Here is a 23,367-nt window from a genome sequence, read left to right on the forward strand (position 1 = left end):
TATTTGGCGTTGATGATTGAAAATCTGAATTTATTTCGCGCAAAGGCGCAAAGGCGCAAAGGTACAAAGAAAAAAATATGAGGTTGTTTATGCAGATGTACTGAGTTCTCTTCTAACTCCTCTCTACCTCTGAATAAGACATAGTAGAAATTGCCGAAAGAATCTGCAACCAGGTGGGAATAGCAACTTTACCTGGGGAGTCGCTAGTAGCAATATGTCTGAGTAATTCTTCTTTTTTAGACAAATTTTGTAGCGTCGGAATAATTTGATCTAAAATCCCTTCAAGTTCGGCGTTTACTTGCTGATTGATTTCGCTGACGTATTGGACTAAATGTAAACTGGCACTAGCGATGATTTCATCTCTGAGTCGCAATACGAAAAGTTGATGATTGGCGGTTCTTGGGACGTCTTGACTTTTTTCTGGCGCCCAATCAAAGATTTGACCAATATTATGTTTTTCGTCTTGTCGCGCTAAGGGAAACATTATCTCTGGTGAAATTGTTTTTTCTTGACTATTAATTTCGGAAATAATTGCTTCTTGCCATTGGATAGGATCACATCCTAGTAGCAATTGATAAAATATATCGGCTGATTCTACACCAAATTTGCTTTCAATTTCTGGTTCCATTTCTGGTTGCAGAAGTTCTTGCAAATAATCACGTTCTGGAGCTATGTGATTTGATAGCTTATTTAATAAATCTGCCACTGCTTGGTGGATGCGATCGCGGGCAAAGTTTTCTAGTTCTTTAACTGTTTTTTCAAAGGACAGATAAAAGTCATCACTCTTTGTCGGTAAGGCACTATTAACTCGATTACCTCGGTTAAATAATTTGCCTGCCGCTCCTTTAGATTCTGACAAAGAAATCATCCCATTACTGGCTTTATTAAACAATAAAGTCCACTCATTCCAATTGAGGATTTTAAATGTAAGTTCATCTTTGACTACATCACTAACTACCTCTCCTCGGCGGTCTTTGAGTGGTTCTTTTCCTAAATCTTTTTGGAAATTGCGATAAGTTTTATCTAAGTTTTCAATGGCAGCACGCAACTCAATTAAATCTGGGGTATCTGTTGTGGGTATGCCTTGTTGATGAATTTCTTCAATAATATTTTTGAGGTAATCTTGCTGCTGACGTAAATTATCGGCAGCCCTACAAGTATCTTGATAAAGTTGTTTTAATCCGTGGGTGGCGACGTGATTTTGAATTAATTCTCGGAGTTTAGCGATACCCCCATCTTGGGCAAAGTAACCTAGTTGTCTGCCTAAACGACTACGAGGATCAGATTCTAATAGCCGTTCACTTAATAGCTGCCATTTTCGTTGCAACCGCTTCGACCGTTCCAGATAATCAGGATAGTCCAAATTCGCCAAAAATTCTGGTGAACCTGCTTTGACGCTACTAGAACGTTTAGCTAACTCAGCTAGTCCTAACAGTGGCGATGATAAAACAATGCGGTCTGGTTGGCTGGTGAATGCACTAGCGGCGTCAATGGTGGTTTGCAGAACTTTCAACCTGGATAAGACATCTTTTTCTGTTAAAGGATGAGGATCGGCTATCAGTTGATCAAGTTCTCGTTCGCCACCTTCACTATCTAAAGGTAGTTGGTCAAAACGACCCACAGCCACCAAAATCAAATCCTTGAGGTCTTGTCCTGGTCGCTGCTGCTGCATCATGGTGAAAATTTTATTGGCGCGATCGCTTCCGGGGGTTTTCCCATTCAGTAAGACTAAAATTGTCTGTACTTCTGCCAATTCCCGCAGTGATAAAAAGGTATCCCTAGCACCGGAATTAGCCGCCCCTAAGCCGGGAAAATCCAACAAGATAAATTCCGAAGCACCTGTAAAATCCCAAATTTCCCGTGCTATTTTCACCTCAATATCCACACGGCGAATTAATGGGAAGCTGTTTTGCAATAACTTGGTAGGTAATCTCTGGGGTGGACTCGGTAATTTAATATGAACAGGCGGTAAATCCTCAAAATTGAGAGTTTGGATAGCCATTGGCTGTTCGGCTAGCTGTAGCCCCTCACGGGCGGTGATGGCATCAATTTGGTAACGTCCATTGCACATTGCTTGTCCATAGGATTGATAAGCACGTACAAACAATACCAATTCCCGCAGTAAATAACGTAACTCTAGATTCTTACTGGTGTTCCACGCATCCTCGCACCAATTGACAATATCTCTGCCACTGTTTAACTTTGTCGGAGAAATCAGGGTCAGTCCCGCTGCTTTAGCCCTCTGATTGGCTTCTGCCAACATAAAACGTAGACACTCATTGACACCTTCATGGGAAAGGTACTCTATGGTAAAATTACCAATTTGAGTAGTTAAAAAGCTGTCTTGGGGTACAAGATGAATAGCCGTGACATTGCCTGTGGTGGGATTTTCACTAATGGGCAAAGCATCTGCATACCCCATTAAACTACCTAAAAGCAAGGTCTTGCCGCTACTAAATTCTCCCATCACCCCAATTTTCACAGGCGATGTGGCAAGTTCTACAGTTTTCTCAGCAGCTTCGCGGAGACTTACAAGGCAGTCATCCAAGCTGACAGGTATCCAATCTTCTTGTTTAGAGGGATATTGCGGTACTGAATCTATTTTTTGGAGAATAAATTCCCCGTACTCTTTAAAACATTCCAGTTTTTCTGGTTCCATAAAGCATTTTTCCACTTGGCATCAATTTCTGTGAGTTTTATAACATAAATACATGAGATCAGCAGATATTCATGCAAAGTGTTGATCAAACATTTGGCATTTACTACTAAACTATTTTTTACTACCGGCTTACACAATTATGAACCGGATACTTATGTAAAAAAGATTAAGAATTAACAATTACTGATGCACCTTCTTTGGCAAATTTATGAGCGATCGCCTCGCCAATTCCAGCACCAGCACCAGTCACAATCGCCACCTTACCATCTAAACGTCTAACCAAAGGAATACCTCCTGTAAATTTCATCATCTATTAGTCGGCTGTTTCAGGTTGACAAGCATGATTCTTACTTTTGGATTTGAGTATTTTGTCCGTTTTCAATACTTGTAATCCTGATATACAAAGCATCCAGCCTCTACTAGGTTCTTTTTATAATTGTTCTACTCTTTGATTTAGATACATCTGTCTTCAGTAGGGTTAAGTAGCAAATAGCTTTTTGTTACAGTTATTCATAACACTCATTAATCACAAGAACATTTGTTATGACATACACCCAAACCAGCGATCCCAATATTCGTGAATGTGTCGAATCTTGGCAAAACTTAGATGTAGATCAACAGTTGGCTTTGTTTTGGTTCATTTATGAAGAAATGGGTGATTCAATTACACCAGCAGCCCCTGGTGCTAGCACCGTTTCACCTGAAATTGCCGAAGGTTTATTCAATCAATTTCAAGAATTAAGCCACGAAGAACAATTGCAACTTCAGCGCGACATCATCAACAAAGTAGATAATCAACTTAGCCGTGAATATGGCTCTTTAAGTGATACCACAAAGCTATTATTTTGGTATCGTTTAGCGCAAGGTATGGAGAATTCGAGAATTATTCCTATGCCTCCTAGTTACAAGCTTTCATCTTCAGCGGAAACACTGCTGAACAAAATTAAGGCACTACCTTTTGAGAAACAGATTAATCTTTTCCGTGATTATGTTTCACCAATGGGTGCTGAACCGAAACCAGGTGCTGAAGTTTAAGTATTTGCATTAACTGCATCCTGTTTTAGTGTGAACACCTGCTGATAAGTAGCAATCTTCATCCTTAATTCTTTGTAAAAGCACATAACCCCGGTTTTTTTGTCGGGGTTATCAAGTCTTATAAACAAAATCTTTTGTCATCCTATTGGGGAATGAAAATGATATCTGGCAATTCATTATCTGTGAGTGCTAAATAAATAACTCAAACAATACTATAATTTCAAAATATATAATATTAAATAGACACAGAGTAAAGGATTATATTTTTACCCTGTGTTAATATGGGCTTTTCATTATAGTAGATGCACTCAAGTTGTAACGCTCTTTGTTTTATATATAAAATATAGGCTAATTGCTGAATTTATTTCATCTATCTTGCGGTTAATTTCAATATTTTTGTTTTTGCAGTAAGATTTTTTATTGATTTTTCTATAGAAAAATTTAATTTGAATATCAATCAAGTTATATACACAACAGTTAAATTATTAACATTGTAGATTTTGTCACCTATGCCCAATATAATGTTTGAGGTATAGTGCTGAATTAATACTGCATGAAACATTATATTTTAACGTTAAAATTTATCATCCAGATATTATCAAACCGAGAAGTAAAACCCCAGGACTGGGAATCCCTGGGGTTTCTAACCTGACCACACTTCTATTTGTAATATAAAATTTTGGAAAAATCAAAATTATAGTGGACATAAATATGTAAATTTAGTCCCAAAGAGATGATGTGTTTTCATGGTAAAAATATGCTAACGAGCAATCATTTAATACCAATTGCTAATCCATATATATAAAACTATACCCAAGGTAAAAATTATTCTTTAAAGATATAAATAAAAAAGATATAATTCCCTAATTTATGTCTAAAGACGTAATTTTTTAGACTTGATTTCTAATTGGGAATAGAGAAAAATAAAAACATCATGATACAACATGATTGTAGCCAATAAAAGTGACAGAAAGCCTACTTAATGCCCCGCCTGTGGGCATTTTTTATTTCTCGTAAATAAGTTGGTGAGATTGCTTCCCTACGGTCGCAATGACGGAAATACGTGGTTGATTACGATTACGTAAGTCCTGATAAAATTCAATTTATATGAAGAAAAATAAATTATTTGTAGGGTCTGTTGTCCCGCCGTGCTTAAAAACCCCGCTTCCATTCCTCTCCTCTGCAAGGTTCCCCGCGTTGTAGCAAGTGGCGTTTTAGGATATTTAAGCCCCTTTCCGCGTCGGAGAGGGGTTGGGGAGAGGTTCATCGAACTCACGTTTAATTAAATATCCCTGGTTATTTGTTATGAGTTTAATGAAGAGTTAAAGCAGGCTTTAGCTAAACAACTCTCGTTAAATCACAACTAAATAATCAGGGATTAAAAATATTTAATATGTCTTATGTTGTAGTAAGCCCGAACTATTGGAACGGCTAAACAAATTCAGTCTTTACTCTGCGGGAAGACGCTATACCTCATGTTTGTGTAGCTTCAGGAATTGATTACTGAAGGCTTTTGGTGTTTGCAAGTCTTTTTTGAGGACTAAAGTCCTCTCTGCGAGACGCTGCGCGAACACGACAAACCTTTAATTAACTTTTTATGGAGGAAACATTTGGCATTACAGAACGAATTGTATTGATAAAATTTTCGGCATAACGCTGTGTCGAAAAATCGAGGGCGCGTTGGCGTGCTGCAACTCCCGCACGTTGAGCAAATTCTTGCTCGTCAAGATAGCGGAGAATTGCGATCGCTAGTGCATCTGGATCACCGTAAGGTGTAAGTAGCCCATTCATCCCGTCTGTAATAATCTCTGTGGGGCCGCCTACATTACCAGCTATCACTGGTTTCCCTAATGCCATCGCTTCAATAATCACAATACCAAAGGGTTCTTTATCGGAAGCATGAACAAAGACATCCATTGCTTGTACCCACTCAGGGATATTACGTTGTAACCCAGCCATGATTACTTCTTCTTGCAACCCTAGAGCGGCTATTTTGTTGTTGACAAATTCCTCATAATCTGGTTCTAAATCGTGTTTACCGCCAACAATGACACAATGGGCATCAGGATACTTCTGCAACACTTTGGGCATGGCGTCTATAAGTACATGCATTCCTTTCCATCGTTGCAATCGTCCGACAATACCAATTAATGGCCCGTGCAAGGGTAAGCCCAATTTCTGCCGTGCTTCTATGGGAGAAGGCAGATTAGCAGGTTCAAATCTATCTAGAGCGACACCAGGATAAACCAAAGGTGTGGGCCTGTGGGGCCAAATTTCTGCCTGTGCTTGCTTACCATCTTGGGAAAGGGTAATAACTGCACGGGCTGGGATTGCTGTGGCTAACCGGACTAACTTAGGCTTGTCATAAGGTACTTCTAGTTGGTACCACACAGCAGGTAATCCCGCAATTATGGCTGCGAGTCCCCCATATATATGGGTAATCCACATCCAATTAACGATCGCATCAACACTTTCATTTTTAGCGATCGCGGCTATTTGGAAAACCGTAGCAATCAAACGGTGGACTTGGCGCAATCTACCACTTTCTAATACGCGGATCTTGATTCCCAAGGCCCTTACCTGTTCCACCATTGGGCCATCTTCCAAAAAAACCACCAACCATTCCACACCTGCGTTACGTCCCTGATGCATCAAATCCCACAGCATCATTTCACCGCCGCCTCTTTGTTCGGCTAAGGGCATGACAACTATAACTTTCATAATTTCCACCTTTATTTAAATGTCGAAATGTCGTAATTTCTAGCTTGATGTTGATAATATTTATGTGCTGCCATAGCCATCGCTAAGAATCCCCAAAGAATCATGCCGGCTACACTCAGCATCCCGCTACCAATAACTAGCTGGGCGCAAGAACTAATGCCAATGGCGCGAGCAGTACTAACGAAACTATCAAAACGCGCTTCACGATATTGGATGACACTGAAAAGAATCATGATTAATCCACCCAGATAAAAGATGGCGCCAAACCAACCTAGGGTGAAAAACATATCTAAAATGCCACTGTCAAGCACAAAAACTTCGATTTGTCCGGTTTTTTCGTTGACTTTCCAAATATTACCTAAACCGTTACCTAGTCCATTAGAAAGAGCTAGAGTGAGGTTTCGGTCATAGCTATCTGATCTATCTTGAAAGCTAGTATCTTTTTCTAAGTTAGAAAAACTTTCTAACCGATCTGACACCACATCAGAAATTGGCTCAATGCTAACTAACGGCACTACACATATTGCCATCACGACAATTATGGCCAGCAAGCGCATTTGAATCTTGGCTTTGACTGAACCCATAATCATCATGACTCCTAAAAGCCAACCGATCCAGTTAGTTCGTGCTTGTGCCAACAAAAACGACACATACCCCACCGCTGAGGCTGGAAAGATTAAAGGCCCAGAACTAGTAAATAATAGTAATAAACCAGTCTGCATCACCGCACCAAACGGCCCAACAGAGTGCAGAGTACTCCATACCCGCATTCCAAACGGTACAGGGTCGCCGGAACTAGTAAATAGTTTTGACTCGATTAACCAGTATCGATCCCACTCTGGTGCTACCACAAATTGATATATACCGTAGGTGCCAATCACCAATACTGTCCAAAGAAATACCCGTTGAATATTTTGGCGATAGCTGGGATAGTCTCGCCAATTCATAAATAAGTGGAAAGCAAAGATAATAGGACTTAGCCAATCTAATAAACCACGGGCCACGGGGACAGGTTCGTGATAAATTAGACCCACTAAAAAGCCATAAAACACCCCGATAAAAGCCAAAATAAACGGTAAACCCCCTTGACGAGCAGACCGGGGACAATGCCGTAAAAACGTAGCTATAGTGACAAATACTACCAAGTAAGGGGCGACGAGCATTTGTCTGGTGGGGTCCCAACCAACGCGATAGTCAACTAAACGGGTAACTAAAGGTGAAAGAAACCACATCCACCAAGTAAAACCAATATACAAAATTGGATGGCGCAAGTATAAAAACACAGCTACCACCAAAGCTGTAGCCGGATAGATTAACCTTAATTGACCAGCTGCACCGGCAAAATAACAAGTAATTGTCAGCAGCACAAACCCTACAATTGCTAGCCAACCTTGTAGCGATCGCTCTTGCGGCGAAAAATGTGCTTCTAAAAAACTATTAAAATGTATTTCTTGAGAAATCACTGTGCATTTACCAATTTGAGATTTTGTAGTGGGGACTTTAGTCCCTAAGAGCAGGACTAAAGTCCTGACTACGAGCAAATATTTTTATTCAGTTTGATTAACCGGATATGAGAGTATAAATTGCCGATGTGCTTGCCAACGTCCCCGCCAAGAGGCTAGCAACTTTTGACCTGCTAGTTGTCCTTGAGTGGGTAAAAGTCTCAGCCATTGCACCAAACCCAAACTATCTTGTGTCCCTACTAATAAGGCCCAAAACCAAAAAACGGCGCGACGCAGAGGTGGCAAATGTTCTAGTAAAACTAAGGTTTCGTTATGAACTAAATTAATTAAGGCTATTTCATTAAAATTATTGCGCTGGTCTTCATCAAAACGTTGCGCCGGATAGTGATCTACTGCCACTTGCGGATCATAAATAATTTTCCAGCCAGCTCGCTTGATGGCTAAAGTAAATGCCATTTCAAAATGTACCTGTGCGCCTGTGCCTCGCATCCGTTCATCAAAGCGTAATTTCCCAATGGCTTGGGTACGAAAACTCATGTTTACGCCTTTGAGAACATCAACTTCGCGGGATTCTCCCACTCCCAGGTGATGATTACCAATCACGCGGCCAAACCATTGCAATTTACCGACAACTGGATGGGAATCGGCTTCTAGCTTGTCGCCATGATATATCCAATCACGTCCACCGACACCGCCAATGCAACTATCTGCTACCAAGTGAGCGGTAATTCTCTCTAACCAATCAGGATGCGGTGCAGCATCGTCATCAGTAACGGAAAGAATATCTCCGGTAACTGCGGTGAGTCCGGCGTTGAGGGCGGCGACAACTCCTGGCTGTGTCACAGTTACAGTATGCAATGGCAAGTTATATTCTGGAAATTCTGCGAGAAATTGCCAAGTTTCTGCATCTGTGTCCCGCACCACCACAATCACTTGATGAACAGGTTTAGTTTGTGCTTGCAGTGCCAAAAGGCAGCGTGATAGATCTTGAGGACGGCGATAAGTCGGGATGAGAACTGTGTTCCTCATGATGAATTAACTCCTCAAATAGATCCATATAAGTTTGAGCCATAGTCGTCCAGCTATATTGTTCTGCAACTATGCGGGCGGCTTGTCCCATGTGTTGCAACTGAGTACTATCGCTTGTTAAAGACGACAGTGCAGCAGCTAAAGCCTCGGTGTCGTCTGAATTTGACAAAACGATCCCACATTCGGGAGTCACCAATTCTGCACCACCGGTAGCCGTGGCTGTAATTACAGGTAGTCCTGAAGAAAGGGCTTCTAATAATACCAAGGTGCAAGCTTCGTAACGGGAAGGAAAGACAAATAAGTCTACTGAACGCATAATTTCGGGAATATCCCGGCGATATCCCATAAAATGCACGCGATCATTTAACCCTAGAGAAGCTGCTAACTCAGGAAAGGGGCTACCTTCTGGGTTCCCCACCACGGCTAAATGTAAGTCGGGAACTTTCACCAAGGCGTGCAGTACTGTATCTAAGTTCTTCCTGGGCGTGCGGATGTCTCCGGCAAATAAGGCCAAATTTACATCTGTAGGTAGACCTAATTTTGGGCGATCGCCCACACCAGGAGCAAATTCTTGCAAGTCAACGCCATTGACAATTACCCGAATCCGCGAACGTGGTACGCCAATGTTAACTAGTTCTTGGGCTACCTTCTCAGAGACAGCTACAACAACTTTAGCCTTTTGAAAAGCTTGTTTTTCCCAACGGGCATTAAAAGCCGTATATAACCACTGATAAAACCCATACAAATCGCGGCGAATGCGGGAAATATGCACAGGCGATCGCAACCAAGAACTATGGACAAAATGTACAGCATTGACATCAGCCGCAACTTTAGTAATAGCGCCGTTGACTTTAATTAAATCGAAATTTGCACGATGTTGATTCAACCAATGGACGCTTTTTTGAGCAAAAATTAAATTGCGGATAAATTCAGTAGGATATTTTTCTACTTGAATCGGTATCCAATTGACAGCATCTTTTAATTCTGGTGCTATTTCACTAGCTAATAATGTGAGTTGATGACCACGACGAATAGCTTCTTGGGCGACTTCATAATTTACTCTTCCTTGACCATCACCTTTTTTTAATGTGTGAGTAACAATGCAAAGTTTCATGTATCACCTCCTTTTATAATTCGTAATTCGTAATTATGTTTAACTAATTTAACGTGAGTTCGCTAAGTCTTTTTTGACCTCTCCCCTAACCCTTCTCCGACGTGGAGAGGGGAGTAAAAAGCTGATTATTTCGTACTAAGTGAGATATTTTTGCCCCTTCCCTTGTAGGGAAGGGGTTGGGGTTAGGTTCCGTCGAACTCACGTTAATTTATTTGGCTACTCCTAGTAAAGAATTAGCTAATATTTGTGGAGTAAAGCTAAGAGTTAAAGCTACTAATGTTCGCATATTAGCTTTTTGTTGACCGAGAGATTTCCACAAATAAGAACGGGCTGCAATAGTTTCTTTATTTCGTAGTAAACCTATACCTAAAGTTGTTTGAGATTCTAACCATTTTTTATAAAAATGTGTTTTAAATTGTTGTAAACGTGCATCTTGCATCATGATTTGGTAACAGAACATTTCACTTTTAGCTTTGCGAATTTTTGCCTGGATATTACGACTACCACTGAGCATAGTGTCAGTTTGCTCATGGGCGCGATATCGTGTCAGTCTTTCTGGACAATAGTAAGCACCAAGTCCAGATATACAGCAAAGATAAGTTAAATATAAATCCCACATACCGCCAATTTCTGAAGGAATGCTATCCCAATCAATTACATGATTACGAATTAAACAAGCTGCGGCGGTGGCTATACTTTTATCGATTAACCCAATTTTGGAGAAATTCTGATGAATCCCCGGTGCTAGTTTATCGCGCTTATAACCCCGTGTATTAGCTTCAGTACCAGCAACTTGAATCTGACCTTGAGCATCAATAATATATTGGTCACAAAAAGCTAAAATTAACTCAGAATTAGCCTCTAATGGTGGGACAAGTTTCACTAAAAAATCCTCATTCCACATATCATCATCATGCAGGCTAGCCACATATTTACCCTTGGCCATTTTAAAGGCATTCATTTGATTGGCAATCATACCAATGTTTTCTGAATGTCGCCAAAATCTAATGCGTGGATCTTGAAAAGATTCTACAAGGGCTTGGGGATTTTCTGGACTACAGTTATCAGAAACAATGATTTCGATATTTTGATAAGTTTGTTTCACAGCACTAGCGATCGCCTGCTGCAAATACTCTGGGCGATTATATGTAGGAATAATAACGCTGACTAGTGGTTCTGGTGATTTAATAGTTAATGACATAAGACAATTTTTGATTTTAGATTGATAATTTCTCCTACTCCCTACTCCCCACTCCCTACTTATTAAATTGGAAAAAAATTTAGAGCAACGGGATCAGGATTTTTCGCCTCAAATTCAGCAATAGTTTTGGCATAAATTTCTGCCAATCGTTGCACGTGGATATCCATGGTAAATTCTTGTTGATACCAAGCGTGACCGATTTCACCCATGAAGCGGCTTTTATCATAATTACTTGCTAGTTCGTTAATAGCAGCAGCTAACCGTTGGATATTATTAGGTGGAACCAAAACACCTGTTTCACCATCTCGTACATGTTCGGGAATACCACCGACTGCACTAGCTATAATCGGTCGATAGCGACCATAAGCTTCGAGAGTTACCAAACCAGCAGGTTCTGGCCACAAGCTAGGAAAGACTACAGCCAAGCATTGTTGATAAAGTGCTTCTAGTTTTTCGCCATTACACCAACCATGCCACGTAACGCGATCGCTTAACCCTAAATCACGGACTAGTTTTTCCATGCTGGGTTTACTCCACCCATCGCCAGCAATATCAAGATGAATCCGGCTGTCGGTTTTTACCATCGCTTTAATTAGCCATTCCACACCTTTATCAGGAACTATCCGACCAGCAAATAAGATGCGCTGATGTTGATGAATGTCTAAACTTAAAGGCTCAGGAGTACTTTTAGGTGGTTGCACACCAAAACGCAGAGTTACAACACGCTCAGGTGCTAAACCACTACTAATGATTTGCTGACGCACATAATCACTATTAGCAATTACTGGAATCTTCAGCTTTTTCAAGATTTCTAGAGGTTGGGATGCTTGATGCCAATTCTGCATAATTTTTTGGGGTCGAAGGCTACCACAACCGTCTACTAAATGTCCCAAAGTACAACCTAGAGGATTCATCACGCGATCGCAAACTTTTCCGCGATTCGCTAAATATTTAGTGCCACTAGGACAGTAGCTACAATGATTATGCAAAGTCAAAATTGCTGGGCATTCTTCCCGGAGATAAACCAGCATATCAGGGTCATGAATATGCAGTAATTGAGCCTGTTGCTGATTCGTAGTTTCCAAACAAGAGATAGGGCGATCGCTTACTCCAGGAATTTGAGAATTTACTAAAGATGCTAAATAAGTTTCAATACCACCACCTCCCTTAATATCAGCACGGGAGCAGTGATAAATCATTTTTGTATCAACCAATGTATAACTCATAAAGATTCTACTTATTTGTAGCTAAAATCCTGGTTTTTAGAAAATAAATTTGACAATTTGTGAATGCCTTATTAATTCATTTACACCGCTTTTTATATCAATTGATCTAGCCCCTAGCATTCATCCAAAGCTTGTGCCTCACATCACTAACATAATGCCGTAAAGCAATTTCTTTACTAGCAAACTTATCTGGATAAATAAATTGGTCGGCAACATTGAGAATGTATTTTTGTGGGCATAATGGTATACCTTGATTATGGTGAATTGTCAGATGGACAATTGTTTGTTCCGTGAAATAGTTAGGCAATCCCGTGATATTTGCCAAACGTTTGATAGCAAAATCCCAATTTAGTTTATCCTTAAATAAAATAAATCCCGCATTTACAGGATTGACTTTTTCAGCATCTTCATAAATCATTCGTTCATCTAGTGAAGCTGAACAATCGGGTAAATAATGACAGTATTTACTATCTAACTTAGCTAAACTAATTAAATCAATTCCCCCTGGGAAGAATAAAATGTCTGAATCTGTATAAATAGTGGCACCATTAACAGGAATTGACATCAAAGCTGATAACTTTCGACCCATAGGATGGATTTGGGCGTAGTCAGTTACACATTGTGGTAAATCTGTTCTAATAAATTTATTGATATGTACAACCTTAATGCAGGGATGAAGGCTGCAAAGTAACTCACAACTTAAGTCAGTGTAGCTACCATCAGAAATAACAGTGAATGTATTGGGAATGCCAACATGGCGGATAAATGAGCGAATACTTGCTACTTGTTCAGCTAAATCCCGCTCACAAGATAAAGCATAGACATTTAGAGGGACTTGATGAGTTGACTTGATAGCAATTTTTGCTGTTTTAGTCAGCTTGAATTTATATAAAGAGCGGTTGAATTTACCGTGAAATTTAGCCGAATGATAGCCAATATTTACCATTTCTTCACCTCAGTTAAAAACCAATTCCTTGGTCTCAATTTAGTTTGCAAACTAGAAGACTAAAATCCGGAAGAATTTGGGGACTGGAGAGATGGGGGGATGAGGGAGATAAAACAAAGATGTTGGTACTTACCGAAAATCTCTCCCCCTGCTGCCTCTTATTCCCCCTACTCCCTTCTTAGATCACGCTTGACCCATTTCGTACTGAGTCTTGTGGTACTCCCACAACTTACCTTTGAGGTCGAGTAATTCTTGGTAATTACCTTGTTCAACAATGCGTCCTTGTTCGAGGACAACAACCTTATGAGCTTTAGCAATAGTAGAAAGACGATGAGCGATCGCAATCACTGTTCGACCGACAGATAGCTGTTCGATGGAGTCTTGAATCAAGCGTTCCGTCATGGAATCTAAGGCGCTGGTGGCTTCATCCAAAATCAAAATTTCTGGGTCACGTAGGAGAGCGCGGGCGATGGCAATTCGCTGGCGTTGACCTCCAGATAACCGCACGCCTCTATCTCCCAATTGGGTATCAAAGCCTTCTGGCATTTCTTCAATAAATTCAAGTGCATTAGCTAATCGTGCAACTTGGCGAATTTCCGCTTCACTAGCTCCTTCTGTACCGTAGGCAATATTATTCAACACAGAAGTATTGAAAATAAATGTATCTTGACTGACAACAGCAATTTTCTGTCTGAGTGATTTAATGTCAAAGTTGCGGACATTCACTCCATCAATCAGGACGTTACCTTGTGTGGGATCGTAAAATCTGGGAATTAAATCAATCAATGTACTCTTACCAGCACCAGTCCCTCCGACTAATGCAGTTGTTTTTCCTTTTTCGATGCTCAATGTAATATTATTTAGCACCGTAGAAACGGCATCATAACCAAAATCTACCGAGACAATATCAATTGAATGCTTCAGGCGTTTAAACTTAGTTTCGCCATTTGGCAAATAATATTTATTGTCGGTTCTCACCAGATTTTTAATATTATCTGCCGCTCCTTGGAGTGTACTCAGATGCGCTCTCGTACCATTAATGTCCTGAACAATGGGTACGACCCGAAATAATACAAAGAAAAATGTCAATAAAGAAGCAACTTGTAAGTTGCCATTAACCACAAATACAGTAAAGGCAAAAATAATCATGCCAATGAGAATTGTACTAGCTATAGCTTCAGCTAATGGTCTGACAAGTGCCCAAGCTAAAACCACTTTAGTGGCAGTAGTGACTACTTTATCACTAGCATTATAAAAACGCTGCCGTTCAAAGTCTTGAGTAGCAAATGCCTGTACAGTGCGAATACCATTAATAAATTCTATGGCTATAGAGGTAAAATTACCGTTAGCAATGGAAGTGCTAAAACTCGCTTCTCTAGCGCGAGAATTTAGAGTTGATAATCCCACTCCCACCAGAGTAAATAAGAAGAAAGAAATGATTGAAAGCTGCCATGATAATAAAAACATGGAGATAAAGTAGACCAGAGCTGTTATACCTCTAGTCATCAGAAATGCTGCCCCGCTAAACCACTGTCGCATTCTTTCAATTTCAGTGGTAATAGTGTTAACCAATTCGCCAGAACGAGTCTGAGCAAAATAACTCAGCGGTAATCCTTGCAGTTGTTCAAATATTTGCTTGCGTAAGCGATTGGCTAGCAATAATTGAGCCATTTCTGTATATACCTGTGATAAGTAATTAAACCCAGCACGTATCCAGGTACTCAATAAAATCAAAAAAGATATGCGATATAGCCGATTAATTGCTGTTGTATGAGCCGCTAAAACCCAAGTATCAAACCAAGCAACACCAGTTTGTATTGGTTCAGCATCGGGAGTAGTTAAATTTTGCAAGAACGATAGCAAAAAACCAATACTAAACCCTTCAAAGGTAGCAGCTAGAAAAGAAAAACATAAAGCAAATATGGCAACTTTACGAAAATATTTAAGTTCTCGCAAAATCAAATAATTATTTTGCCAAAATTTAGTAGATTTGAACCAATTATGAATTTGTTGAGAAAGGGAAAATTTCATTGTATTTTCTAACAATATTTTTGTAACTTACACCAGCCACCATAGACGTAACCCCTTTATCAAATAATATCCCAACGGGAAACATGAGAATAGAAAAACATTAGTAGTTTGTTGTTTTTCAGAAGGAATCACAGATGCAAATACCGGCTTTTATCAGTCTTTGCAACTGTGAATTCCCTTCCCTCAGAAGCAAATCAGAGCGTTGGGCTATCCAATTGCAACAACTCGGAATCTTCCCAGGAACCCGTAATTGTTTGTTGTTCTTCCACAGTTAGGCGCACTGCTTTTGACAAACTCAAACTACGAGATCCCATTAAACTCATTTCCCCTCGTAGTACATTGAACAACTGCGGTAGATAGTCTAAATCGTATTTACGCATCCAGCGCCCTAAAGCTGTCATGTTATGGTTTGCTGTTGTGCAAAACTTGACGGCGCGAAACAGTTTACCCCGTTCGCCAACATACCACTCATAAGTAAAAAGTGAGCCTGGTGAGTCAATTTGCATGAGTACCATTAATGCCAGCATCATTGGACTCATTAATAGTAGTAACCCTAGAGCTACCATCCAGCCAATTAACTGCTGTAATTGGCTACTGTGATTGATTAGTTTACTACTAGATGGTATGCGGAGAAATACAGGTTTACCAGCTTGCTCACAAGCTTCAACCCACAGTTTTACACCATATTCACCAATATTTGGATCTATAATTACCAAATTTACTAGAGAATGTTTTAAACAATTGACTAACAATTGTTGGTTATTTAAAGAAGGCAAAGATATCTGTTTCGCCTGTGTAGGAAGTTTCACCAACAATTTACCGCGCCGCCACTGAAGTGAGCAATATGGAGAGCAATTATGTTGTTTAGCTGGGGTTGTGGAAGCCGAATCTTGTAGCGCAGGAATTAATGAAATTGTCATATGTCTTTGGATTTATACCATAGTAAGTTGCTGAGTTGATATTGAAGGCTATCAATACCAAAGACTTTGAACCAAATCTTGATTTACTCCGGAAAACTGTAGATAATCTAGGCAAGTCTACATGTTTCTTGTAAGTGTTGAGCCACCAAATTTTGTATGTAGAGATACCCTTGTTGCAACTTCTCGCTGAGTCAAAGTTAGTCAATCAGTGAAGTAGACTTTCTTATTTAACTGTTGAGTATGGGGCTTTAATCTCTAGGATATAAGACTCTGTAGAAATCACCATATGCTGGGATAAATTCTTTATTTAGTCTTCAAACAGTCCGTAGTTTTGCTAGTATATGATAAAGTTGACATAAATATACTGATTTTTCAGTAAAATTATGTGCAATTAATTATTGAGAAGTCAACAAAATTAGCCAAAAAGATATGTGCGATCGCCTACATACAAACTGTACATACCAAGCGCGATCGCACATCAATAAAACTTCAGAATTTAGTCCTACTAATTATTTTTCCAAGGCTTGTTTGAGGGCAAATTGAGACGGCTGGGGATACTGCACATAGGTACTACCAGAATCTGCAACTCCATTAGCCACAACTCCAATCAGATTTAACTTGCTCAACATGGCTGTAGCTTGAGCAAGTTGGCTGCGAGTCACTTTACTCATACTTGCAGCTAATACGACACTGCGACAAGACGATGCTGTGAGCATAGCATCTACCAAACCCAAAACTGGTGGAGCATCTATCAGCACCAAATCATAATTCTCCTCAAATGCTTTCATCAATTGCATCATCCGGGGAGAACTTAAAAGATTCGCTGGGTCAGTCGGTCTTGGCCCGGCTGTCAAAATATCAATATAGGCGGAGCCTAAAGTTTGGATACCAATTTGCTCAGGTAAAGTAACATCACTAGCTAAGAGTGTCGAAAGCCCCTGTTCATTGGGAAGATTCAGCTGCTCATGCAGATTGGGATCTCTTAAATTGGCATCAATCAGTAGTACCCGTTTGTGTAAACGTGCAGCACTCATAGCCAAACCTAAAGCCAAAGCAGACTTACCCTCATCCGGTAAAGCCGAGGTAATCATCAAAGACTTTAAGCTAGTAACAGTATTTAACAGTTCAATATTTTTGAAAATCAAATCCAGAGATTCCCAACGTGATGGAGATTGCAACACCTGAATTGTCCAAGGTGCTAACACTTCAGGCTTACCAAAAGGCAACTTGATAATTGATTCTCTGGTTTTGGTAGATTGCAGTTTAGGGGTGGTTCCCAGCAATGGTAAAGGCACTTGCTTTTCCAATTCAGCCGTCGTGTGGACAGCATCATCAGATGCTTCTCGAATAAAAGCAGCAATCCCTCCCAACATCAAACCCACTACAGCACCCAATAAAAGATTCTGCTGGAGATTAGGGCCTAACTGTGACCCTAATAATGGTTCTTCTACAACTTCCCAATTAAATCCACCTTTGGCAAGTTCTTGACGTAATTTTTGTTCTGCACGTAACAGCTGTTCTAACCTTTCGCGGCTAAATTGTAGCTGTGGCATGATGCGATTGTAATAAGCTAACAAAGGCGGAAAGCGTTTGATTTCAAAACTCAGTTGACTTTCTTTCTCTGCCAAAGTTTGATCACGGGCACTTAAAGCAACTATAGTCGTTTGTGTCTCCACTAATTGACTAGCTAGGTTGAGGTCAATTTCACCGAATTGTCCTTGTTCGAGGAGCTGTACCTTAGAAGACAAAACCCCATTGGACTGTACGCCTAAAGTTCTGCTTACCTCTTGTTGCAATAATTCCTTCTGACTTTGCAGTTGTTCTTGGAGTTTCTGCACACTAGGAGTTTCATCTGTAAACCGCAGACGTTCCTGAGCGAGGGCTAATTCTGTTTTTTGAATCTCGTTGAGTAAGCCTTGGTAACGAGTAGATTGACTTAAACGAGAAGCAACCAAGGCATTTTGTGGGGAACGATTAAGTTGTTCTTGTAGAGATTTTTGGCGCGCCACAGCCTCTTGATATTGGGAACGAGTAGCACGACGTTCTTGCTCAATATTATTTAAAGCATCTTCAAGCGCCTTGGCTTGTGATTCAGGATCAATTAAGTTCTGGTTGCGGCGAAAGCGTTGTAGGTTAGTTTCTGAAGCATTCACTTCTTCACTCGCCTTACTTAACTGTTCCCTAATAACTTGCAGACCTTTTTGTAAACGCGAATCCTGCTGCTGTTTGTTGTATTCTACATACACTTCCTGAATGGCAGCCAAAACTGTTTGTGTTTTTTGTGGGTCTTGGGCAGTATAGTCTACTTGGAATATTTTTGTGGCTATGTTATCTTCTGGATTTCTGATTTGAGTGAGGACTAAAGATTGTTTAACTTCATTGATTGTGATATCCGGATATGTCGGCTTCAGTTTATCAACTGCTTTTTGAATCAGCCCTGAACTTTGCATTAAATTCAGCTGAGTCGCTGTGTCTATTTGCACATCAGGCTCAAGAAACTGAGTATCTGGCCCGGCTTCTCTCCTACCTTGATAGTTTGGTTCTACCAGCAGTTGCATGGAACTTCTAAAAGTAGGTTTAGTTCTCGAAGTTACAAAAGCTGAAATGGCAACACAACTAATAAATACTGCAAAAAACCAAGGGAATCGGCGAATAAATATTTTAAATAACTGTCCGTAACTTGGTTCTGTATTAGAGTCAATACCTGGACTGAGACTCGGATTTAGTCTAACTTGATTCATGTTTATTATCCTGATCTACGAGACGCTACGTTTAGCGGGCTAAAAATTACCAAAATAGTTAATTGGCACCACAAGTTTGCTCAATAAGTTTCTCAACCTTACTGAAAAAAACTGGTTCTGAAAAATTGTTCACTGCATGATTACGAATAGTTTCATAATTCCAAGTGATTTCTCCGGATTCTAGTAATGCAGCTTGTAAGGATTCGGGTGTTTGTCTTTTAAATAAAACTCCGGTTTCGCCATGTATTTGAGTATCTAATACCCCACCTGCACCGTAGGCAATAACTGGTGTCCCACTGGCATTTGCTTCTACTGGAACTAGTCCATAGTCTTCTAAGGCAGCAACTATGATGGATTTGGCTTGGGAAAATAAGTTTTTGCGTTGACTATCACTGACATGTCCTAAGAATTCTATATTATCTAAAGCTTTGGATTTTAAACGTGCTTGTTCTGGCCCATCACCTGATATTAATAAGCGCCAACCTAACCAGTTAAATGCTTCGATAATTATATCCAGGCGCTTATAGCTGATCATCCGCGCTGAGGCTAGATAATATTCATCCTTTATATCAGAAAACAAAAAATTATTTGTATCAATTGGATAGTTAATGACAATTGATGGTTTATTGTAAATTTTTTGGATACGGCGAGCAACTACACTGGAATTAGCAATGTAAAGGTCAGGTTCTTGAGCATATTTTAGGTCTACGTTTCGCATTAACTGAAATACTTGTTCAATTAACGGAGCGAAGTAGCGATAATCTCCATATTCACGTAAATAAGTTTCCGTATCCCACAAAAAACGGGTAACATTATGACAAAAACAAATATGTTTGGCATCTGGTCTTTTGCGTACTGCTTTGGCGAAGCTGGTACTACTACTAATAATTAAATCATAGTCTTGTAAATCCAACGCCCGAAAGGCCGGAAAATACAAGGGAGCCATCAATCTAAAATACTTAGTTGCGCCCGGAATATTTTGCAAAAAAGTAGTTTTGACTATGCGATCGCCCATATCAATAGTTTTTTGCGGATTATACAAAGAGGTGAAAACATCCGCTTCAGGATAGCGCTTACACAGTAATTCAAATACGCGCTCTGCTCCACCGCGTTGGGTTAAATAATCATGGACTAGAGCAATTTTCATAGTTCGTAATGCCTCTTTCAGAGGAGCTTCGCTAACGTAATTAATAATTCGTCATAGCAGTTTAATGCACCCAATGTGAAGGCTTTAGCAATACGTAATTCTGAATTAAGAAAAGAAAGTATTGGTGATATTTGGTTTCTTTCTACAACTTAATTTACGCAGATTTATTTGTTGAAGATTCCCCCCAACTCCTTTTTGACGGAGTTAGAGGGATCAAAACCTTAACTGAACGATATTGGTAGAGAAATATTGATGCTATCCAACTGTGGCCAGAACTTTTTCTGATGCAAAATAAGCGTTTTGTTCGGCGCGGAGTTGGTCGCAAAGTCTACCGGTTGGTAACTCTACATCATCGTAAGTTAGGACTTGATCCTGGGGAATATCGCGTTTGAGACGACATCCTTCGGCTAAACCCATTGGTAGGAGGTTTTGCTGTTGCACGATGGGTGAATTTTCACATTGGCCGTAGGTCATGTAGAAGCCAATACCATCTAGGATTTCGCCCGCTTTCAAGTTAATTTTGGCGGTGGTGACTACATCTACTACTGGGCCTGCTATGGGAGATAAAACAGGATCTTGGAATAAGACAGCCCGCGCTACAGATAAGGGAACTTCAAAATGACAGAGGTGATAGGGGGTATAGAAGCTATAAAGAGGGCCTTCACCTAATTTGTACAAGTTGAGATAATGACGTTGTTTGGGGTCTTCATGAGTGGCGAAGACAAACACACCAGGGCCGGGTTTTGTCCCCACGACATAATCAACAATGCCACCTAGTTCTTGAAGTTGGTCAATATCGTACATGTGGGTCATTTCATCTACATGACCACTAAAGTTGTACCCTAGCATTCCGCGCTGGGCGACTTTCATACCTGTGGCGTTAGCAACTATGGCTTGCTCGAAGGAGATTTTTGTCCCGTCAGCAAAGCTGGTTACCATGTGGGCTTTTTGACCCCAACGTTTAGCAAATCCTTCTTGAGTGGTGGGATTGCGGTAAGGGTCTTGGAGTCCTTTAATGTTACCGCACAATAATGGAGTCAGACCAATACTTTTCACAAAGCGGTAGAGATTCATTTCTACCCCTGGCTGGTCACCATCACAGGCGCTAAGAACTACTCCGGCTTTGTCGGCGTAAACTTTGAGAATGGGGCCAACAGTACCATCGAGTTCAGCATTCATCATAATCACATGTTTGCGATGCGCGATCGCTTGCATGACAATATGAGCGCCAAATTCTACTGCACCAGTCACCTCAACGATGGCATCAATACCCTCAGCTTGGCAGAGTAATTGAGCATCTTCGGTAACTGCATACTTATGGTTAGCGATCGCGTCTTCTAATTCAGTTACGCTCGTAACAACTTGCACATTTTCTCTGCCAGCTTCTGTATAAGCATGTTTAGCTGCATCAATTTGACGACTATAAATAGCAACTAGCTCCATTCCAGGAACTGAATTAATAATTTGATTAGCAATTCCACGACCCATAAAACCAGCACCAATCATGGCTACTTTCACGGGATTACCTGCTTCAGCACGGGCTTGTAAAGCACGATCAACAATAATCATTAGTTAATTTCCTGTATAAATGGGGAGTAGGTAGGGAGTAGGGAGTAGGGAGTAGGTAATTACGAATTACGAATTACTCAATCTCTACATCCGACGGGTATCTTTTCAAATAAAGTCCAATTTAAATCTTTCTCAGAAATCTCTGTTACGTCTAGAGGCCATTCAATTTTAAAAAATGGGTCGTCATAGCGAAGACCTTTTTCATATCCTGGTGTATAAAACTCACCTACTTGATATACCACTTCGGTTTCATCTTCTAATGCTTGATAGCCATGAGCAAACATTTCTGGGACATACAAAGCACGACGGTTTTCTGGTGTTAATTCCACACCAATGTGTGATAAAAAAGTCGGTGAATCAGGACGCATATCAATAATTACGTCATAAATAGCACCTTTAGTGCAGCGAATTATTTTGGTTTCTGCGGCTGGTGCAACTTGATAATGCATTCCTCGCAGTGTGCCTTTTTTATAGTTAAAAGATAAGTTACATTGAGCAACTGTGGGCTTTAAACCTTGTGCTGCAAATTCTTGAGCGCAGAAACTCCGAGCAAAAAACCCGCGATGGTCTGGTTTTTCTTCTAAATCAATGATGTATGCGTCTTTGAGTGCGGTTTTAGTAAAAATCATGGATTCCCTCAAAATGAATAATGATTAGCAGAAAAATTACAATTGTTTAGTCTTTACGCTATCAGACTTAACTAAACAGGAATTTTTTCTAGATTATTTGTGGTTGAATTAATTAATTCGGCTCTAGGATAAGTATCATCCCAATATTGAGTACAAAGTTCTGGTCTTTCGGGGGGATTGGCTGTGTAACAAAAGAATAGTGTTACTCGTTCTTCTAAGCGTACTGTGCCATGATGTAAAGTATTTTTTGTGTCTACAAAAATGACTGTACCTGCTGGGCCTATGCAGGGTTTCCACGCTGATTTAGGGATGACTTTTTTTACTTCTTCATCATCAATACCCATATAGCTAGACTGCCAAAGTTTGTAATAAAGTTGCCAATATTTCCAGCTAAATACAGAAGTTAAAGACCGGGGTATATATTCAAACGGCCCAGTTTTTTGTTCGACATTATTCAGGTAAATAAAAATTTTGATAATACGATGGTCTTCTGCGTCGCTATGCCATAGCAGTGTACCAAACTGATTATCATTAGGAAAATCTTTACGTAAATGTACACCATGAAACTTAATTGGTAACCCAATATAATTTTCAATAATGTCAAGTAGCCTTTTTTCCATACCCCAGTGATAAAATTCCGATAACCCTGTAACTGTGTGAATTTGCGGCCACTTTTGCTCTAAATGCTGATTATTTGCTGTTTCCATTCTAGACAATTGCTCATAGGCGGCTTTTAGCAGTTCTGGGTGAGAATTTAATCCTAATTTGTCCAGTGTTGTTATATAAACACCTTCTTTTTTGAGAGCATTTAAAATTGTGCGATCGCCTTCTGTTAATGCAGGTAAATTTTTGGTATACTGCCAACGAGCTATCTCATAACTTAATTCAGAATATAAAGCATAAATTTTATTAATCAGACTTTTTAACATGATAAAA

The 23,367-nt window shown here is 40.0% G+C and carries 16 protein-coding genes and 1 pseudogene; 1 reads left to right on the forward strand and 16 read right to left on the reverse strand.

Going from position 1 to position 23,367, the window contains the following annotated elements:
• Positions 1-112: 112 nt before the first annotated feature.
• On the reverse strand, positions 113-2,659 hold the full coding sequence (locus ACM0OT_RS16735; RefSeq protein ID WP_414565551.1) for a proteasome protein: 2,547 nt from the start codon (positions 2,657-2,659) through the stop codon (positions 113-115).
• Between the two features lie 172 nt (positions 2,660-2,831).
• Positions 2,832-2,966: pseudogene (locus ACM0OT_RS16740) on the reverse strand (SDR family NAD(P)-dependent oxidoreductase); the annotation flags it as partial.
• A gap of 236 nt (positions 2,967-3,202) precedes the next feature.
• Here ACM0OT_RS16740 and ACM0OT_RS16745 point away from each other — a divergent pair.
• Entirely contained in the window at positions 3,203-3,694 is a 492-nt protein-coding gene (locus tag ACM0OT_RS16745) for an orange carotenoid protein N-terminal domain-containing protein (RefSeq protein ID WP_414565552.1), read from the forward strand.
• A gap of 1,587 nt (positions 3,695-5,281) precedes the next feature.
• Here ACM0OT_RS16745 and ACM0OT_RS16750 read toward each other — a convergent pair.
• The 14 genes from ACM0OT_RS16750 to ACM0OT_RS16815 form a co-directional block, all read right to left on the reverse strand.
• Complete coding sequence (locus ACM0OT_RS16750; RefSeq protein ID WP_414565553.1) at positions 5,282-6,415, reverse strand: glycosyltransferase family 4 protein; 1,134 nt, start codon at positions 6,413-6,415, stop codon at positions 5,282-5,284.
• Between the two features lie 11 nt (positions 6,416-6,426).
• Positions 6,427-7,878, reverse strand: a complete 1,452-nt coding sequence (locus ACM0OT_RS16755; RefSeq protein ID WP_414565554.1) for an O-antigen ligase family protein — start codon at positions 7,876-7,878, stop codon at positions 6,427-6,429.
• 84 nt (positions 7,879-7,962) lie between these two features.
• Positions 7,963-8,907 carry a glycosyltransferase family 2 protein gene (locus tag ACM0OT_RS16760; RefSeq protein WP_414565555.1) on the reverse strand — a complete coding sequence of 315 codons (945 nt, stop codon included), beginning with the start codon at positions 8,905-8,907 and terminating at the stop codon, positions 7,963-7,965.
• Positions 8,825-10,021 carry a glycosyltransferase family 4 protein gene (locus ACM0OT_RS16765; RefSeq protein WP_414565556.1) on the reverse strand — a complete coding sequence of 399 codons (1,197 nt, stop codon included), beginning with the start codon at positions 10,019-10,021 and terminating at the stop codon, positions 8,825-8,827. Before ACM0OT_RS16765 ends, ACM0OT_RS16760 begins: the two co-directional genes overlap by 83 nt.
• 208 nt (positions 10,022-10,229) lie before the next feature.
• Positions 10,230-11,222, reverse strand: coding sequence for a glycosyltransferase family 2 protein (locus tag ACM0OT_RS16770; protein WP_414565557.1), 993 nt, complete (start codon positions 11,220-11,222; stop codon positions 10,230-10,232).
• Between the two features lie 62 nt (positions 11,223-11,284).
• On the reverse strand, positions 11,285-12,448 hold the full coding sequence (locus tag ACM0OT_RS16775; protein WP_414565558.1) for a glycosyltransferase family 4 protein: 1,164 nt from the start codon (positions 12,446-12,448) through the stop codon (positions 11,285-11,287).
• Between the two features lie 106 nt (positions 12,449-12,554).
• Complete coding sequence (locus ACM0OT_RS16780) at positions 12,555-13,394, reverse strand: hypothetical protein (protein ID WP_414565559.1); 840 nt, start codon at positions 13,392-13,394, stop codon at positions 12,555-12,557.
• A gap of 183 nt (positions 13,395-13,577) precedes the next feature.
• Positions 13,578-15,425, reverse strand: coding sequence for a heterocyst formation ABC transporter subunit HepA (gene hepA, locus ACM0OT_RS16785; RefSeq protein ID WP_414565560.1), 1,848 nt, complete (start codon positions 15,423-15,425; stop codon positions 13,578-13,580).
• Positions 15,426-15,619: 194 nt separating this feature from the next.
• Positions 15,620-16,345 (reverse strand): heterocyst development glycosyltransferase HepC, encoded by a 726-nt coding sequence (hepC, locus tag ACM0OT_RS16790; protein WP_414565561.1) that lies wholly within the window; start codon positions 16,343-16,345, stop codon positions 15,620-15,622.
• 509 nt (positions 16,346-16,854) lie between these two features.
• Positions 16,855-19,086, reverse strand: a complete 2,232-nt coding sequence (locus ACM0OT_RS16795; protein WP_414565562.1) for a GumC family protein — start codon at positions 19,084-19,086, stop codon at positions 16,855-16,857.
• 58 nt (positions 19,087-19,144) lie between these two features.
• A complete protein-coding gene (locus tag ACM0OT_RS16800) occupies positions 19,145-20,233 on the reverse strand; it encodes a glycosyltransferase (protein WP_414565563.1) in 1,089 nt (362 codons plus the stop codon).
• 255 nt (positions 20,234-20,488) lie between these two features.
• Positions 20,489-21,802: an NAD(P)H-dependent oxidoreductase gene (locus ACM0OT_RS16805; protein WP_414565564.1), complete on the reverse strand. Its 1,314-nt coding sequence runs from the start codon at positions 21,800-21,802 to the stop codon at positions 20,489-20,491.
• Between the two features lie 77 nt (positions 21,803-21,879).
• The gene (rfbC, locus tag ACM0OT_RS16810; RefSeq protein WP_414565565.1) at positions 21,880-22,431 is read right to left on the reverse strand and encodes a dTDP-4-dehydrorhamnose 3,5-epimerase; all 552 of its coding nucleotides are present in this window, start codon (positions 22,429-22,431) and stop codon (positions 21,880-21,882) included.
• A 71-nt stretch (positions 22,432-22,502) separates the two neighbouring features.
• Complete coding sequence (locus tag ACM0OT_RS16815; protein ID WP_414565566.1) at positions 22,503-23,360, reverse strand: phytanoyl-CoA dioxygenase; 858 nt, start codon at positions 23,358-23,360, stop codon at positions 22,503-22,505.
• Positions 23,361-23,367: the final 7 nt, after the last annotated feature.

Source organism: Anabaena sp. CCY 9613 (assembly GCF_963920895.1).
GTDB lineage: Bacteria > Cyanobacteriota > Cyanobacteriia > Cyanobacteriales > Nostocaceae > Cyanocohniella.